Source organism: Kitasatospora nipponensis (genome assembly GCF_039528135.1).
GTDB lineage: Bacteria > Actinomycetota > Actinomycetes > Streptomycetales > Streptomycetaceae > Kitasatospora > Kitasatospora nipponensis.
Window position 1 is genome coordinate 1 of the sequence record NZ_BAAALF010000070.1, and the last position, 14,676, is coordinate 14,676.

14 protein-coding genes are annotated in these 14,676 nt (G+C 73.6%); 8 read left to right on the forward strand and 6 right to left on the reverse strand.

Annotated elements, in window-relative coordinates; all coding sequences use genetic code 11:
- Together ABD323_RS20050 and ABD323_RS20055 are read right to left on the reverse strand one after the other, a co-directional pair.
- Positions 1–432 (reverse strand): sirohydrochlorin chelatase (locus ABD323_RS20050; RefSeq protein WP_344443116.1); only part of this gene is annotated, 432 nt, incomplete at its 3' end.
- On the reverse strand, positions 429–1,553 hold the full coding sequence (locus ABD323_RS20055) for a uroporphyrinogen-III synthase (protein WP_344443117.1): 1,125 nt from the start codon (positions 1,551–1,553) through the stop codon (positions 429–431). The genes ABD323_RS20055 and ABD323_RS20050, both read right to left, overlap by 4 nt.
- A 253-nt stretch (positions 1,554–1,806) precedes the next feature.
- On the opposite strand from ABD323_RS20055, the gene nirB reads away from it, so the two are divergent.
- From nirB to ABD323_RS20070, 3 genes are read left to right on the forward strand one after another with little or no spacing between them, the layout of a single operon-like run.
- Complete coding sequence (nirB, locus tag ABD323_RS20060; RefSeq protein ID WP_344443118.1) at positions 1,807–4,410, forward strand: nitrite reductase large subunit NirB; 2,604 nt, start codon at positions 1,807–1,809, stop codon at positions 4,408–4,410.
- Positions 4,407–4,808 (forward strand): nitrite reductase small subunit NirD, encoded by a 402-nt coding sequence (nirD, locus tag ABD323_RS20065; RefSeq protein WP_344443119.1) that lies wholly within the window; start codon positions 4,407–4,409, stop codon positions 4,806–4,808. Before nirB ends, nirD begins: the two co-directional genes overlap by 4 nt.
- Positions 4,805–6,196: a nitrate/nitrite transporter gene (locus tag ABD323_RS20070; RefSeq protein WP_344443120.1), complete on the forward strand. Its 1,392-nt coding sequence runs from the start codon at positions 4,805–4,807 to the stop codon at positions 6,194–6,196. Before nirD ends, ABD323_RS20070 begins: the two co-directional genes overlap by 4 nt.
- A 60-nt stretch (positions 6,197–6,256) precedes the next feature.
- Here ABD323_RS20070 and ABD323_RS20075 read toward each other — a convergent pair whose 3' ends face one another.
- Entirely contained in the window at positions 6,257–6,727 is a 471-nt protein-coding gene (locus tag ABD323_RS20075; RefSeq protein WP_344443121.1) for a MarR family winged helix-turn-helix transcriptional regulator, read from the reverse strand.
- A gap of 162 nt (positions 6,728–6,889) precedes the next feature.
- Between ABD323_RS20075 and ABD323_RS20080 the strand changes: the two genes are divergently transcribed.
- A complete protein-coding gene (locus ABD323_RS20080) occupies positions 6,890–7,759 on the forward strand; it encodes an LLM class flavin-dependent oxidoreductase (protein ID WP_344443145.1) in 870 nt (289 codons plus the stop codon).
- A gap of 7 nt (positions 7,760–7,766) precedes the next feature.
- Here ABD323_RS20080 and ABD323_RS20085 read toward each other — a convergent pair whose 3' ends face one another.
- Complete coding sequence (locus tag ABD323_RS20085) at positions 7,767–9,467, reverse strand: pyruvate, phosphate dikinase (RefSeq protein WP_344443122.1); 1,701 nt, start codon at positions 9,465–9,467, stop codon at positions 7,767–7,769.
- Positions 9,464–10,081 carry a transcriptional regulator gene (locus ABD323_RS20090; protein WP_344443123.1) on the reverse strand — a complete coding sequence of 206 codons (618 nt, stop codon included), beginning with the start codon at positions 10,079–10,081 and terminating at the stop codon, positions 9,464–9,466. Before ABD323_RS20090 ends, ABD323_RS20085 begins: the two co-directional genes overlap by 4 nt.
- Before the next feature lie 344 nt (positions 10,082–10,425).
- On the opposite strand from ABD323_RS20090, the gene ABD323_RS20095 reads away from it, so the two are divergent.
- The 4 genes from ABD323_RS20095 to ABD323_RS20110 all read left to right on the forward strand — a co-directional run bounded on the left by ABD323_RS20095 (position 10,426) and on the right by ABD323_RS20110 (position 13,895).
- Complete coding sequence (locus ABD323_RS20095) at positions 10,426–11,145, forward strand: G1 family glutamic endopeptidase (RefSeq protein ID WP_344443124.1); 720 nt, start codon at positions 10,426–10,428, stop codon at positions 11,143–11,145.
- A gap of 144 nt (positions 11,146–11,289) precedes the next feature.
- Positions 11,290–12,417: a WD40 repeat domain-containing protein gene (locus ABD323_RS20100; RefSeq protein WP_344443125.1), complete on the forward strand. Its 1,128-nt coding sequence runs from the start codon at positions 11,290–11,292 to the stop codon at positions 12,415–12,417.
- Between the two features lie 538 nt (positions 12,418–12,955).
- Positions 12,956–13,324, forward strand: a complete 369-nt coding sequence (locus ABD323_RS20105; RefSeq protein ID WP_344443126.1) for a hypothetical protein — start codon at positions 12,956–12,958, stop codon at positions 13,322–13,324.
- A gap of 190 nt (positions 13,325–13,514) precedes the next feature.
- Positions 13,515–13,895: a hypothetical protein gene (locus tag ABD323_RS20110; protein ID WP_344443127.1), complete on the forward strand. Its 381-nt coding sequence runs from the start codon at positions 13,515–13,517 to the stop codon at positions 13,893–13,895.
- A gap of 177 nt (positions 13,896–14,072) precedes the next feature.
- Here ABD323_RS20110 and ABD323_RS20115 read toward each other — a convergent pair whose 3' ends face one another.
- Complete coding sequence (locus ABD323_RS20115) at positions 14,073–14,642, reverse strand: GNAT family N-acetyltransferase (RefSeq protein ID WP_344443129.1); 570 nt, start codon at positions 14,640–14,642, stop codon at positions 14,073–14,075.
- Between the last annotated feature and the right edge of the window lie 34 nt (positions 14,643–14,676).

The window sequence follows — 14,676 nt, forward strand, 5'->3', positions numbered from 1 at the left end:
GTCGGTGGAACGGGCCGCGGCCAGCACCACCGGCACGTCCTCGGCCACCTCCAGGTCGTCGGCGACCCGCTCGGTGAGCACGTCGGCCAGCAGCGGGTGCGGGCCCAGCGCGCGGGCGACCCGGGCGCGCAGGTGCGGCACGGCGGCGAGGGCCTGGGGGATGTCCACGTGGACGTGGTAGCCGGCACCGAGCAGCAGCGGCACCACGACCACCTCGCCGTCCAGGTGGGCCAGCGCCCGCGGCAGGGACGGCGCGACCAGGTCGAGGTAGCAGCGCTCCACGCGCAGCTCGGGCCGCAGCTCGCGCACCCGGGTCACCAGGGCCTCGGTCGCCGCGACCCCCTCGGCGTCGCGGGTGCCGTGCGCCACCGCGAGCAGGGTCGGCGCGCCGCCCGCCTCCACCCGGTCGGCCCACCCCGCGCCCGTCCTCACGCCGTCGCCAGCCGGTAGCCGCGCTTGGGGACGGTGCGCACCAGGTCGCCGTGCGGGCCCAGCGAGGCGCGCAACCGGGCGATCGCCGCCTCCACGGCGTGCTCGTCCGCGTCGGAGTCGGCCCAGGCGCGGCGCAGCAGTTCGGCCCGGCTCAGGACCCGACCCGGCTGCTCCGCCAGCGCGCGCAGCAGCGTCGCGCCCTTCGGCGAGAGCCAGTAGCTCTCCCGGTCGATCAGCAGCGCGCTGCCCTGCAGCACCAGGTCCCGCCCGGCGACCCGCAGTTGGCGGCGGCCTCGGGCCGGCAGCGTCTCGGTCAGCGTGCGGACCAGCGCGCCGAGCCGGCCGCGCTCGGGCCAGGTCACCGGCAGCCCGGCGTCCAGCAGCGGACGCGCGCAGAGCGGGCCGACGCAGAGCGGCAGCACGTCGCCGGCCATCGCCTCCACCACCCGTTCGCGCAGCCCGTCGGCCTCGGCGGTCGCCAGGAACGCGGTGATCGCGGGCGCGCTGGTGAAGGTCAGCGCGTGGACCTCGCGACGGACCGTCAGCTCGACCAGCCGGCGCACCGGAGCGGGGTCCTCGGGCGGCGCCCAGCGGTAGACCGGCACCGGGACGACCTCCGCGCCGCGCTCGCGCAGGGCCGCGGTGAACGAGGTCAGCGGCAGGCCGTGCTCCTGCACCGCGATCCGGCGCCCCGCCAACGGCCGGGCCAGCAGCCAGGTCAGCAGCTCGTCGGTGGCCTCGGAGCCGGGGGAGTAGCCCTCGTCCAGCCCGCTGGCCCGCACCGCGCCGGTCGCCTTCGGGCCACGGCTGAGCACCACCGCGTCGCGGCAGGCGGCGGACAGCTCGGCGCCGCGGCCCCAGCCGTCGGCCGCGCTCATCCAGCCGCGCCAGCCGACGCCGGTGGTCGCCACCACGTAGTCGAGCGGAGCGGTCAGGCACTGCTCGGTGGCGCGGCGCAGCGCGATGTCGTCCTCCAGCGGGAGGATGCGCAACGCCGGGGCCTGGACCACGCGGGCGCCGCGCCGGGTCAGCAGCGCGACCAGTTCGTCGCGCCGGCGCGCGGCGGTCACACCGACCGTGAAGCCGGTCAGCGGACCCGGTGGCGCCGGCGCGTCCGGCATAGCCGGTGCGGTCGGCGAGGACGACGGGAGCGGGGGAGGTGGGGGAGCTGCGGTGGTGCCCATGGAGGCAGACTCCGGCCCTCCGGTTTCCGCGACGTTGCCCGGTCATCACGGGCAGGTGAGAGAAACGCCGTACCGTGTTACGGCGGATGTCCTCTCCCGCACCGCGTCCCACCTGCGGTGTGAGGGACCCGTACCGGAGGCGCAACACGGGTGACCAGGACGCGAAACACCCGGCGGCCACTGTCGTGGCATGGCGACCCCGACACACACCCCGACATCCCGCCCGTGGCAGGACCTGGTCCTGATCGGTCACGGCATGGTCGGCCAGCGCTTCCTGGAGGCGCTGGTCGAACAGCCGGGTGCCGCCGGCCGGCGGATCACCGTGCTCGCCGAGGAGCCGCGGCCCGCCTACGACCGGGTCCACCTGACCTCCTGGTTCTCCGGCACCAGCGCCGAGGAACTCTCGCTCACCGCACCCGGCTTCCTCGCCGAGCACGGCATCGAGCTGCGCCTGGCCGACCCGGCCACCGCCCTCGACCGCGCCGCGCGGACCGTCACCACCGCCGCCGGCCACGTGGTGCCCTACGACGCCCTGGTCCTGGCCACCGGCTCCTACCCGTTCGTCCCGCCGGTCCCCGGCCACGACGCCGCGGGCTGCCACGTCTACCGCACCATCGAGGACCTGGAGGCCATCCGCGCCGACGCCGGCCGGGCCAGGGTCGGGGTGGTGGTCGGCGGCGGCCTGCTGGGGCTGGAGGCGGCGGGCGCGCTCACCGCCCTGGGCCTGGAGACGCACGTCGTCGAGTTCGCACCGCGGCTGATGGCGCTGCAGGTCGACGAGGGCGGCGGCCGGCTGCTGCACCGCAGGATCGAGGAGCTGGGGGTGCGGGTGCACACCGGCGCCGGCACCCAGGCGGTGCTGACCGGTGAGGACGGCCGGGTGCGCGCGATGAGCCTGTCCGACGGGCGCGAACTCCCCGCGGACCTGGTGGTCTTCTCCGCCGGCGTGCGGCCGCGCGACCAACTGGCCCGGCAGAGCGGCCTGCCGGTCGGCGAGCGCGGCGGCATCGTCGTCGACGAGCACTGCCGCACCGAGGACCCGGCCGTGCACGCCATCGGCGAGTGCGCGCTGGCCGCCGACGGACGGGTCTACGGCCTGGTGGCCCCCGGCTACGCGATGGCCGAGGCGGCCGCCCGCTCGCTGCTCGGCGACCAGGGCGAGCAGTACCGCTTCACCGGCGCGGACACCTCCACCAAGCTCAAGCTGCTCGGCGTGGACGTGGCCAGCTTCGGCGACGCGCACGGCACCACCGAGGGCGCGCTCGACGTCCTCTACAGCGACAGCCGCTCCGGCGTCTACAAGAAGCTGGTCATCGGCCGCGACGGTCGACTGCTGGGCGGCGTGCTGGTCGGCGACACCGAGTCGTACGGCCTGCTGCGCCCGCTGGCGATCGGCGGCCGGCCGCTGCAGACCGCCCCCGAGCAACTGGTGCTCCCGGCCGGCAGCGGGACGGCGGGCCCGGTCACGCTGCCCGACGAGGCCGTGGTCTGCTCCTGCCACCACGTCACCCAGGGCGAGATCCGCCGGGCCGTGGGCGAACAGGGCTGCGGCACCGTCCCGGCCGTCAAGAAGTGCACCAAGGCCGGGACCGGCTGCGGCAGTTGCGTCAAACTGCTGGAGACCATCGTGACCGAGGAGCTGGCCGCCGGCGGCATCGACGTCGAGCGCGGCCTGTGCGAGCACCTCGCGCACACCCGCGCCGAGCTGTACGAGATCGTACGGGTCACCGGGATCACCTCGTTCTCCGCGCTGATCGACGGGCACGGCACCGGCGAGGGCTGCGAGATCTGCAAGCCGGTGGTCGCCTCGATCCTGGCGAGCCTGGACCACGGCCACATCCTGGACGGCGAGCAGGCCGCGCTGCAGGACACCAACGACCACTTCCTGGCCAACCTGCAGCGCAACGGCTCCTACTCGGTGGTGCCGCGGATCCCCGGCGGCGAGATCACCCCGCAGGGCCTGATCGTGATCGGCGAGATCGCCCGGGACTACGGCCTCTACACGAAGATCACCGGTGGCCAGCGGATCGACCTGTTCGGCGCCAGTGTCGACCAACTCCCGCCGATCTGGCGACGGTTGGTCGACGCGGGCTTCGAGTCCGGGCACGCCTACGGCAAGTCGCTGCGCACGGTGAAGTCCTGCGTCGGCGAGACCTGGTGCCGCTACGGCGTGCAGGACTCGGTGGGCCTGGCGATCGAACTGGAGCTGCGCTACCGGGGTCTGCGCTCGCCGCACAAGCTCAAGTCCGCGGTCTCCGGCTGCGCGCGCGAGTGCGCGGAGGCGCAGTCCAAGGACTTCGGCATCATCGCCACCTCGACCGGCTGGAACCTGCACATCGGCGGCAACGGCGGCATGACGCCCCGTCACGCCGACCTGCTGGCCGCCGACCTGGACCGCGAGACGCTGATCCGCACCATCGACCGCTTCCTGATGTTCTACATCCGCACCGCCGACCGCCTGGAGCGCACCTCGGTCTGGCTGGACCGCATCGAGGGCGGCCTGGACCACGTGCGGGCCGTCGTGATGGACGACTCGCTGGGCATCTGCGCCGAACTCGACGCGCTGATGGACCGTCACGTCGGCGGCTACCAGGACGAGTGGGCCGCCGTGCTGGCCGACCCGGACCGGCTGCGCCGCTTCGCCTCCTTCGTCAACGCCCCCGGAACGCCCGACCCGGCGGTGACCTTCGTGCCCGAACGCGGCCAGATCCGCCCCGCCCGTCCCGAGGAGGACGGGCGGATCCTCACCCCGGCGCTGGTCGCCGGCCCCCGACTGGAGGTGCGCACCGCATGAGCAGCGCAGTGGAGATCCACGACGGCAGCGCCTGGACGCCCGTCTGTGCCTACGACGACCTGATCCCCGGGCGCGGGGTGGCCGTGCTGAGCGCGGGCGGCCGGCAGGTCGCGGTCTTCCGCGACCGCGCGGGCGCGCTCTACGCGGTCGACAACCGCGACCCGTTCAGCGGCGCCTTCGTCATCTCCCGCGGCATCCTCGGCAGCCGCGGGCAGGCCCCCACGGTGGTCTCGCCGATGTACAAGCAGGCCTTCGACCTGCGTGACGGCCGCTGCCTGGACGAGGACACCGCCCCCGACGGCGCCCCCGCCGCGCTGCGGGTCTGGCCGGTGCGCAGCACCGCCGCCGCGCCCGCCACAGCCTCCCCGACCCACGAGCGAACAGGTGGCCACCGATGAGAACCGTCGTCAACCCAGCGGTCCCCGGCACCGACCAGGGCGTGCCGCCGCAACCCGACCGGACCGGCGGCATCACCGACTGGCGCCCGGAGGACGAGGACTTCTGGGTCCGGACCGGCGCGAAGACCGCGCGCCGCAACCTGGTCTTCTCCGTCCTGTCCGAGCACATCGGCTTCTCCGTCTGGAGCCTGTGGTCGGTCCTGGTGCTCTTCCTCGGTCCGGCGTACCACATCGACGCGGCAGGCAAGTTCACCCTCACCGCGCTGCCGACCGCGCTGGGCGCCGCGCTGCGGCTGCCCTACACCTTCGCGGTGGCCCGGTTCGGCGGCCGCAACTGGACGGTGTTCAGCGCGCTGCTCCTGCTGGTGCCGACCGCGCTGGCGGCCGTCGTGCTGCGCCCCGGCGTCTCCTACGGCACCCTGCTGGCGGTGGCCTGCGTCGCCGGCGTGGGCGGTGGCAACTTCGCCTCCTCGATGGCGAACATCAACTCCTTCTACCCGCAGCGGCTCAAGGGCTGGGCGCTCGGCGTCAACGCCGGCGGCGGCAACATCGGCGTCCCGGTCGTGCAACTGGTCGGCCTGCTGGTGCTCGCCACCGCCGGGGCGGCGCACCCGCGGCTGGTGCCGCTGGTCTACCTGCCGCTGATCGTGCTGGCCGCCCTGGGCGCGGCGCTGCGGATGGACAACCTCCCCGGGCTGACCAACGACCGGCGGGCGCTGCGCGAGGTGGCCCGCGAGCCGCACAGCTGGGTCATCTCGCTGCTCTACATCGGCACCTTCGGCTCGTTCATCGGCTTCGGCTTCGCGTTCGGACAGGTGCTGCAGGTGCAGTTCCACCACCAGTTCGACACCCCGGTGAAGGCCGCCTACCTGACCTTCCTGGGCCCGCTGCTCGGCTCGCTGGTGCGCCCGCTCGGCGGCAGGATGGCGGACCGCTGGGGCGGCGCGCGGGTGACGCTGTGGACCTTCGTGGCGATGGCGGCCGGCGCAGGCCTGGTGCTGGTCGCCTCCCGGGAGAAGTCGCTGCCGCTCTTCCTGGCGGGTTTCGTGGCCCTGTTCGTGCTCAGCGGCCTCGGCAACGGCTCGACGTACAAGATGATCCCGGCGGTCTTCCAGAGCCGGGCGCGGGCTGCGGTGGCGGCCGGCGCGGACCCGGGGGCCGCCGAGCACGACTCGCGCCGCCGGGCGGCCGCGCTGATCGGGCTGGCCGGCGCGTGCGGGGCCTTCGGCGGCGTGCTGGTCAACATCGCCTTCCGGCAGTCCTTCCTGACCACCCACACCGGCGACACCGCGTACTGGGCCTTCCTGGCGGTCTACGCCCTGTGCTCCGCGGTGACCTGGGCCGTCTACCTGCGCCGGCCCGGCGCCGGGGCCCGACCGGCGATCTGACCGGCGACCCGACCGGCGGTCCGACCGCCCGCCGTCCCGCTGCCGCGGGGTGGCGGGCGGTCAGTTGTCGTTGGTGAGCCCGTCGGCGGCGGCCTGCTCGGCCCCGACCAGGGTCCGCAGCGCGCCGACCAGGTCCGCCGCCAGCGCCTCGCCGAGCGGCGCGAGGAAGCGGCGTTCCATCTCCTCGCGGGCCCGCTCGGCCTGCCGCAGGCGCTCCTGGCCGACCGGCGTCGGGTGCACGGTGTTGCGGCGCCGGTCCTCGGCGCTGCGCCGGCGCTCGACCAGACCCTTGCCCTCCAGCGCGTCGATGAGCGCCACCATCGTCGTGCGGTCCACGCCGAGCCGGCCGGCCGCCTCCACCTGGGAGAGCGGCGTGCCGGTGGTGAGGACGGCCAGCACCGCCAGCTCGCGGCCGTCGAGGTCGAAGGGCGCCAGCGCCCGCGCGGACGCCTCGGTCAGCCGCAATTGGGCGTGCTTGAGCAGGTAGCCCAGGCGGGATTCGAGGGGAGGGGAGGGCTGGTCACTGGTCATGCCAGCCATCCTATCCTCAAACTGATTGTCAGTCATGCTGACGATCAGTTAGTGTGATGGCTCGGCCGCCTTCCGCTGGCGGCCCCACCGAGCCGAAGGCGGGTACCCACCGTGCAGGACCAGCAGGAGCAGTGCGTGACGTTCGGCATCAAGACCACCCCGATGCACGTCGGGTACCAGGAGATCCTGCGGGTGTGGCAGGAGGCCGACGAGCTGCCGCAGATCGCGGACGCCTGGCTCTGGGACCACCTGATGCCGATGGCGGGCCCGGCCGACGGCCAGGTCCTGGAGGGGTGGACGCTGCTCGGCGCCCTCGCCGCGCAGACCCGGCGGTTGCGGCTGGGCCTGCTCGTCACCAGCAACCGCGTCCGCGAGCCCGCCGTGCTGGGAAAGATCGCCACGACCGTCGACGTGATCTCCCAGGGCCGCCTGATCATGGGCCTCGGCGTCGGCGGCACCCGTCAGCCGCCGGGCGCCGGCGGGATCGCCGGCGCCAACCCCGCCGTCGCGGAGTACGAGGCCTACGGCCTGACGCTGGTCTCGCCCGGCGAGGGCATCGCCCGCCTGGCGGAGACCATCGCCATCCTCAAGGGCATGTGGAGGCGGGACGTCTTCGACTTCGAGGGCCGCTACTACACCCTGCGGGCCAACCGGAACGAACCCAAGCCCGTCCAGTCCTCGGGTCCGCCGCTGCTGATCGGCGGCTGGGGCACCCGGACCCTGCGGCTGGTGGCCGAGCACGCGGACGTGTGGAACATCCCCGGCCCGCCGCACAACACCGTCGACCACCTGGTCGAGCGCAGCCGCGTCCTGGACGCCCACTGCGAGGACATCGGCCGCGACCCGCGCACGATCACCCGCTCCGTGCAGTACATCGTCTCGTACGACGATCCGGCGGGTGACCGCAAGGCCGTCCTGGAGCTGATCGCCGCGGGCTTCACGCACATCGTGCTCAGCCTGCGCAGCCCCTACCCGCCGGGGGTGGCCCGGTGGCTCGTGGACGAGATCATCACACCGGTGCGCGAGGGGTGAGCGGGCCTCAACTCGTCTGCGGGTCGCTCTTGGTGCCGGTGCCGGTGCCGGTGCCGGTGCTGGTGCCGGTGTCGGACCGGCGCAGGACGGCGTGGGCGGCGGCGAGGCGCTCGGCCTCGGTGCGCTCCTCGGCGCTCCCCACGGGAGCGCCCGTGACGTCGTCGGCCCAGCCGAGCAGGCGGTGGAGACGGGGGTCGGCGGCGGCCACGACCACCTGCGGGGCGCCGATGACGACCTCCCCGCCCGTGCCGTCGATGGCGATGAGCGTGCCTTCGGGCAGGACGCGGGCGCCGATGCGGACCGTGGCGGTGGTGACGTCGACGGTGAGCCCGGTGGCGCCGACCACGGCCGGTCGGGCCAGCGAGCGGGCGACGACGGCGGCGTGGCTGGTGGGTCCGCCGCGGGCGGTCAGGATGCCGGTGGCGGCGGCCAGGCCGTGCAGGTCGAGCGGCGAGGTCTCGGGGCGCACCAGGACGACCGGACCGTGGGCGGCCATCCGGACCGCGCTGTCGGCGGTGACGGCGATCCGGCCGACCGCGACGCCCGGTGAGGCGCCCAGGCCGCGGGTGAGCGGGTCGGCGGCGTCGCCGGGAGCGATCCGCGGCGTCCGGACCCGGCGCACCTGCTGCGAGGCGACCCGCAGCAGCGCCTCGCGGCGGGTGAGGGTGCCCGCGTCGGCGAGGTCGACCGCGACCCGGACGGCGGCCCGTCCGACCAGCCGGGCGGGCCGGACCTGTAGGAGCCACAACTCACCCGCCTCGAAGGTGAACTCCAGGTAGCAGGCGTCGCGGTAGTGCTCCTCGACCCGGCGCAGGGCGTCCAACAGGGCGGACCAGACCGCCGGTTCGCGGTCGGCGAGCTCGGATAGCCGCAGGGTCAGCGCGCCGCCGGAGACGACGTCCTCGCCCTGGCAGCCGAAGAGGACCTCGCCGAAGGGGAGTTGGTCGCCGGTGTCGGGGTTGCGACTGAACGCGACGCCGGTGCCGCTGTGCTGGTCGCGGTTGCCGAAGACCATCGCCTGCACGGTGATGGCGGTGCCCAGGTCACCCGGGATGTCGTGCAGCGCGCGGTAGGTCCGGGCGCGCGGGGTGTCCCAGGACGCGAACACGGCCGCGACGGCGCGTTCCAACTGCCGGGCCGCGTCGTCCGGGACGGGTTCGCCAGTGCGCTGGCGGACGAACTCCTCGACGATCGCCGGGTTCCGCCGCCGGGCCAGGTCAGCCAGGATCTCCCGGTCCAGGCCGAGGACTTGGCAGGCGTAGCCGGTCAGGAACCGCAGCCGCGCGTCGAGCGCGAACCGCCGGCCGGCACTCTCCCCGTCTTCCCGGTCCTCCTCCCTCGCGTTGCTCTCGGCCGCCAGGGCGGCGGTGGCCTCGGTGGTGAGGCCGAGGTTGAGCACGGTGCTCATCATGCCGGGCATCGACACGCTGCCGCCGGAGCGCACCGCGACCGCGAGCGGCCTGCCGGGTCCGCCGAGCCTGCGGCCGGTGGCGGCTTCCAGTTCGGCGACGGCGTCGGCGAGTTCGGCTTCGAGGCCCGCGGGGAGCCGGCCGTCCCGCAGGAAGGCGCGGCAGGCCGCGGTGCCGATGACGAACCCCGGGGGCACCGGCAGGCCGAGGCGCCGCAGGACGACCAGGCCGTGTCCCTTACCGCCCAACACCTCTGCCGTCTCGTCGACTTCCGTCGACAGCGGGTGGATCCAGCTCATCGGGTGGCCGTCCTGGTGAGGCCGAGCGTGGTGAGCAGGTCCTCGTGCAACTGGAACCAGACGGAGTGGTAAGAGGCCGTGCTGTCGGTGACCTGGTCGAGTTCGCCGGCCCGGGCCCGGCCGAGCGCCAGGGCGAGCCGGACGCGGTAGCGCCCGAACCGCGGCATCGCGGCGCACAGGTGTGCACAGTCGGCCTCCGCGCGCCGGTCGAGGTCCGCGAACCGCTCCAACACCCGGGCGTCGTAGGCGGAGTCGGTGTGGTCGTTGACGGTCGGCACGCCGTCGACGGAGTGCAACTGCCAGGCCGTGCAGAGGTCGAGCACCTCGGGGTTGAGCAGCAGGAAGCGGTCGAACGCCTCGGCCACCACGGCCCGGGTGCCGGCCGCCTCCAACTCCTCGGCGATCCGCCGGGCGTCCTCGGCGCGCCCGGCGGCCGTGGTGCCCCACCCGCCGAACCCGCCGGCCAGGTAGGTGACGAGTCCGGCCACGGCGAGGTCGATCAGCTCCGACTCGACCTCGGCCTCGGGGAGCCCGGTCGCCGCAGCCACCGAGGCGAGGCCGGAGAAGCCGGTGCAGCGCAGGGCGTGCAGGACCAGCAGGTCGGGGCTGGTCACGTGGGGCGGGACGGAACGGGTCACTGGGTGGCCTCACGGGGTGCGGGATCCGATGTCGACGCCATCAAGATACCGTGAACATCCCGATGATGATGACATCTGAAATCCTCGCGCGTCGGGTCCGGGCCGCCGCGCCTGAGGGGATTTCGGCGACCTCGGGAGGGTCCGTCCGGAAATGCCGTCAATCCTCCCGTCCTGCACGCGGATTCACTCGGCCCCGATCCGTCCCGACCCTTGCCAGGCTCATGACAGTCGGTCATCCTGTACTGCCACCTCTCACAGCCGCCCACACGGCCCCGAGTTGGCGTATGAGCCTCCTGATCGTCCCCCACCAAGGAGTCACCATGCGCGCATTCCTGATACGCCTCGCCACCCTCGCGGCGGCGGCGACCACCCTCGCCGTCCCCGCCGCGCCGACCACGGCGGCGGCCGCCCAGGAACTGTCGTTCCGCCCCCTGCAGTACAACACCAACGGCTACAACTGGGGCGGCTACGCCGCCCAGGGCAGCGGCTTCACCTCGGTCTCGGCGACCTGGACCGAGCCGCGGGCGACCTGCAAGTCCACCAACGACCTCTATGCCCCCTGGGTCGGCATCGACGGGTACGGCTCGTCCAGCGTGGAGCAGACCGGTGTCGCGACCGACTGCTCCAGCGGCAGTCCCGTCAACCAGGCCTGGTACGAGATGTACCCGGCTAACCCGGTCTACCTGAGCCTCAGTTCGTACCCGGTGTCGGCCGGCGACGTCATCTCCGCCTCGGTGACCTACACCGGGAGCAACAAGTACGCCCTGAAGCTGACCGACTCCACGCGGGGCTGGACGTACAGCACGACCAAGACCCTCTCCGCGCAGCGGACCAGCGCCGAGGTCATCATCGAGTCGCCGACCGGCTCCTACCCCAACTTCGGCACCCTGAACTTCACTTCGGCGACCGTCAACGGCAGGGCCCTCAGCTCCTACGGCCCGGTCGCGCTCGACCCCAGCTCCAACGGCACCTACGAGGCCCGCACCAGCGCCCTCGGCTCCGGCGGCACCAGCTTCAGCGACACGTTCCTGCACGAGTAACCCGCCCCGGCGCTGGGGCGGTCACCCGCCCCAGCGCCCGGAAACCGCACGACTCATCTCGGACCGCGACCCGCCGCCCGCCGCCGGCTGAGCCAACCACCCAGGCACCGCAACCAAATCGCCGGTGGCTGGTTGGATGCGGGCATGACGGGTGACCTGAACGACGACGGCGACGGTGTCGGAACCCTGCGCGCGGACGCCGACACGGACGGACAGTCGGCGGACCCGGGGCTTCTGGTGAGCACCGCCCCCGGGGAGTTGCCGAGCGGGGTGGACGGCTGCCCGTTCTCGGCGACCCGCAGCCTCGAGGGAACGCTGCCGGTGTGGGATCCGACCACCGGCCGGGCGGTCGGCGAACTCGCCACCCGCCGCACGTACTGGCTCTACGGGCTGGCGACGGGAGAGCTGGACGGCCGCACCGTCGCCGTCACCGGCGGCGCGGACGCGAAGGTGCGCGTCTGGGACCTGGCCACCGGCCGGCAGATCGGCCGGGCCCTCACCGGCCACACCGGCGAGGTGTGGGCGGTGGCGACGGGCGTACTGCACGGCCGTCCGGTCGCCGTCACGGGCGGCGCGGACCGGACGGTGCGGGTGTGGGACCTGGCCGCCGGTCACCAGATCGGCCCGCCCCTCAGCGGTCACGCCCAGGGGGTGTGGGCGGTGGCGACGGGCGTGGCCGAAGGCCGTCCGGTCGCCGTCACCGGCGCCATGGACGGGACGGTCCTGGTGTGGGACCTGGCCACCGGCCAAGCGATCGGCGAGCTCCTCACCGGCCGCAGCGTCGAGGTGTACGCGGTGGCGACGGGAGTGGTGGACGGCCGTACCGTCGCCGTCACCGCCACCTCGGACCGGACGGTCCGCGTATGGGACCTGGCGACGTGTCAGCCCGTCGGAGAGCCCCTCACCGGCCACACCAGCGCCGTGCCGGCGGTGGCCACGGGAGTGCTGGACGGCCGTCCGGTGGCCGTCACCGGCAGCGTCGACAGGACGGTGCGGGTGTGGGACCTGGCCACCCACCGGCAGATCGGCCGGCCCCTCACCGGCCACGCCCGCGGGGTCTGCACGGTGGCGACGGGCGTACTGCACGGCCGCACCGTCGCCATCTCCGGCAGCCGCGACGAAACGGTGCGGATCTGGGACCTTGCCACCGGCCACCGGACCGGCCCGAAGCTGGTCTTCCCCGAAGAGGTCTTCACGCTGGCCACCACCCCGAACAGCCTGCTGGTGGCAGTGGGCGCCCTGCGAGAGGTGGTCATGCTGAACCACCGCTGACCTGTTTCCCCCGATGGGGAGACCACCCACGCTTTCCGCCGGCCCGGTCCGCCGGCAGCCGATGAGCCGACCCGGACAGAGGCGGAAGCCGAGTGCGGCCAGGTATCGGCTCCCGCCGTACGCTGACCGTACGAGCCGTCAGGCGTTCCTGACCCCAGACCCGTTGGCGAGAGCGATCCCGGATGACCCGCGACCTGATCACCGTCTGCCTGCCGCCGTCCGATCCGGACGAGGTGTCCGCCGCGCTGACCGCCGCGATGGCACCGTTCGAGTACGACGGGCAGCCCGCCGGGCCGGGCGGAGAGTGGCAGGGCGAATGGGACTGGTGGCACGTCTTCGGCGGTGACGGTGAGAACGGGCTCGCGGTCCGGCCGGGCTGCGAGGACGATCGCCGGTTGCTGCGGAACCCGCGCTGGTCCGACGGCAGCGCTCGCCCGCTGCGGCCGGCCAGGCGTTGCGACGGCGGGCCGCGCGGGCTGCTGGACCTCGACGCCGACCGGAGTTCAGTGCGCGGTTCGAACCCGCACGGTCACTGGACGTGCTCGGCGAACGGCAGCCGGACGGCCCGGACCGGTGGTCCGAGACCTGGGCCGCCTTCCAGGCGCAGCCGGTCATCCGGGCTCTGAACGCCTGGCGGGAGAGCGACCCCGGGGTGCCCTGGTGGAGCCGGGTACGGGACCCGGTCGGCCACTTCGCCGTGGAGCGAGACCGGTACGTCCGCCGGGTGGCCACCAGCGTGGTGCCGACGAACGTCCTGCTCACCCTCGACGGCGAGTGGCTCGACGGGACCTGTGCCTCCGACGATCCGTCGGCGCTGGTCGGCCCCGTCTACTTCGACTTCGCCGACCGCTACCTCGACGCCCTGCCCGAGGACGCCCTGCTGGTCCGGATCCGCTTCCACTCCTGAGGCAACGGTCAGCCGTCGGCCCACCGCGCCTTCGGCGCTGCCCGGTTGTCCGAAAGCGCACGGGTCTTCGGCCGATTCCACTCTCCTGCCCGGGTCCCCGAGCCCCTAGCCTTCGTGATCAGCACGAATGGGGCCCCGTCGGGGGACACCCACGCGGTCACGGGGATACGGGGGCACCACCATGAAGGCGATGCGACGACGGCTGGCCGGGCTCGGCGCGGTGGCGGCGACGACCGCGGCCCTGACGATCAGCCTGCCGGCGGCCGCCCACGCGGCGGACTACTGCAACGGGAACGTCGTCGCCCAGCACGACGGTTACGGCTTCAGCACGCGCCTGATCCGCTCGTACGACGGCCGCAGCATCTGCGTCAACACGTGGAACCAGACCGGCCACCAGGCGTGGACCAAGGCAGAGCTCTACGACCCCACCGGCTTCCCCGCCGGCGGCGACTTCGCGCCCTACTACCAGTACGCGTCCACCGGTTGGGAGCCCGTGGTCAGCGGCTGCTGGAAGTGGTTCGGCATCCCGAACGGCTCGGGTGGCTGGACCGGTTACCAGAACTGCTTCTGAGCCTGTTGTTCGACCTCTCCGGGTCGGCGGTTCCCGCACGCTCGACCTCACGGCCCCGGTGTCGATCACGGGTGCTTCGGCCACGCACGTGATCACGCCGAGGTCGCCCCGATGTCCGGCGAACACCTCAGCCCGTGGCCGGCAGGACCGGCCACGGGCTGAGGTGGGACGCCGGGTTCAGAGCTCCAAGGCGAAGCGGCGGCAGACGTGGACCCGGGCGAACTGCTCACGCAGCAGCGGCTCGTCCCGCAGGTTGGCGTGCAGGAAGGCGATCATCGGCCGTAGCCCCGGACGCCGTTCGGCGATGGCCCGGTCCGGCTCCGCCGCGTCGGTGTAGTAGTTCGCGTAGACGTGGAGGTAGTGCTCGCTCTCGGCGAAGCCCATCGCCCGGTACCAGCGCAGTGTGTCCGGGTCGTCCCTGGTCCAGGCGTCCAGCGTCGGTACGCCAAGCGCATCGAGGCGAGTGCGGGCCGCGGTGAGCAGGGCGCGACCGATGCCCTGGCGCTGGTGATCCGGGTGGACCGCGACGGTGTCGACGGTCGCCAGCTCGCCCTCGACGGTGACGTCCATGATGCCGATGACGGCACCGAACTCCTCGGCCGCCACCAGCTGGAAGCCCGGCACGGGGACCTGGGGTTTGACGCTCACGACAGCGTCGAAATAGGCAGTGCGCAGGAAGGAGAGCACCCGACAGCGCAGCCAGGCGGACTCGTCGGCGGGGGCGTACTCACGTATGACGTAGCTCAAGGCAGCGATCCTCCAGGTGCGTGGCGATGTCCGG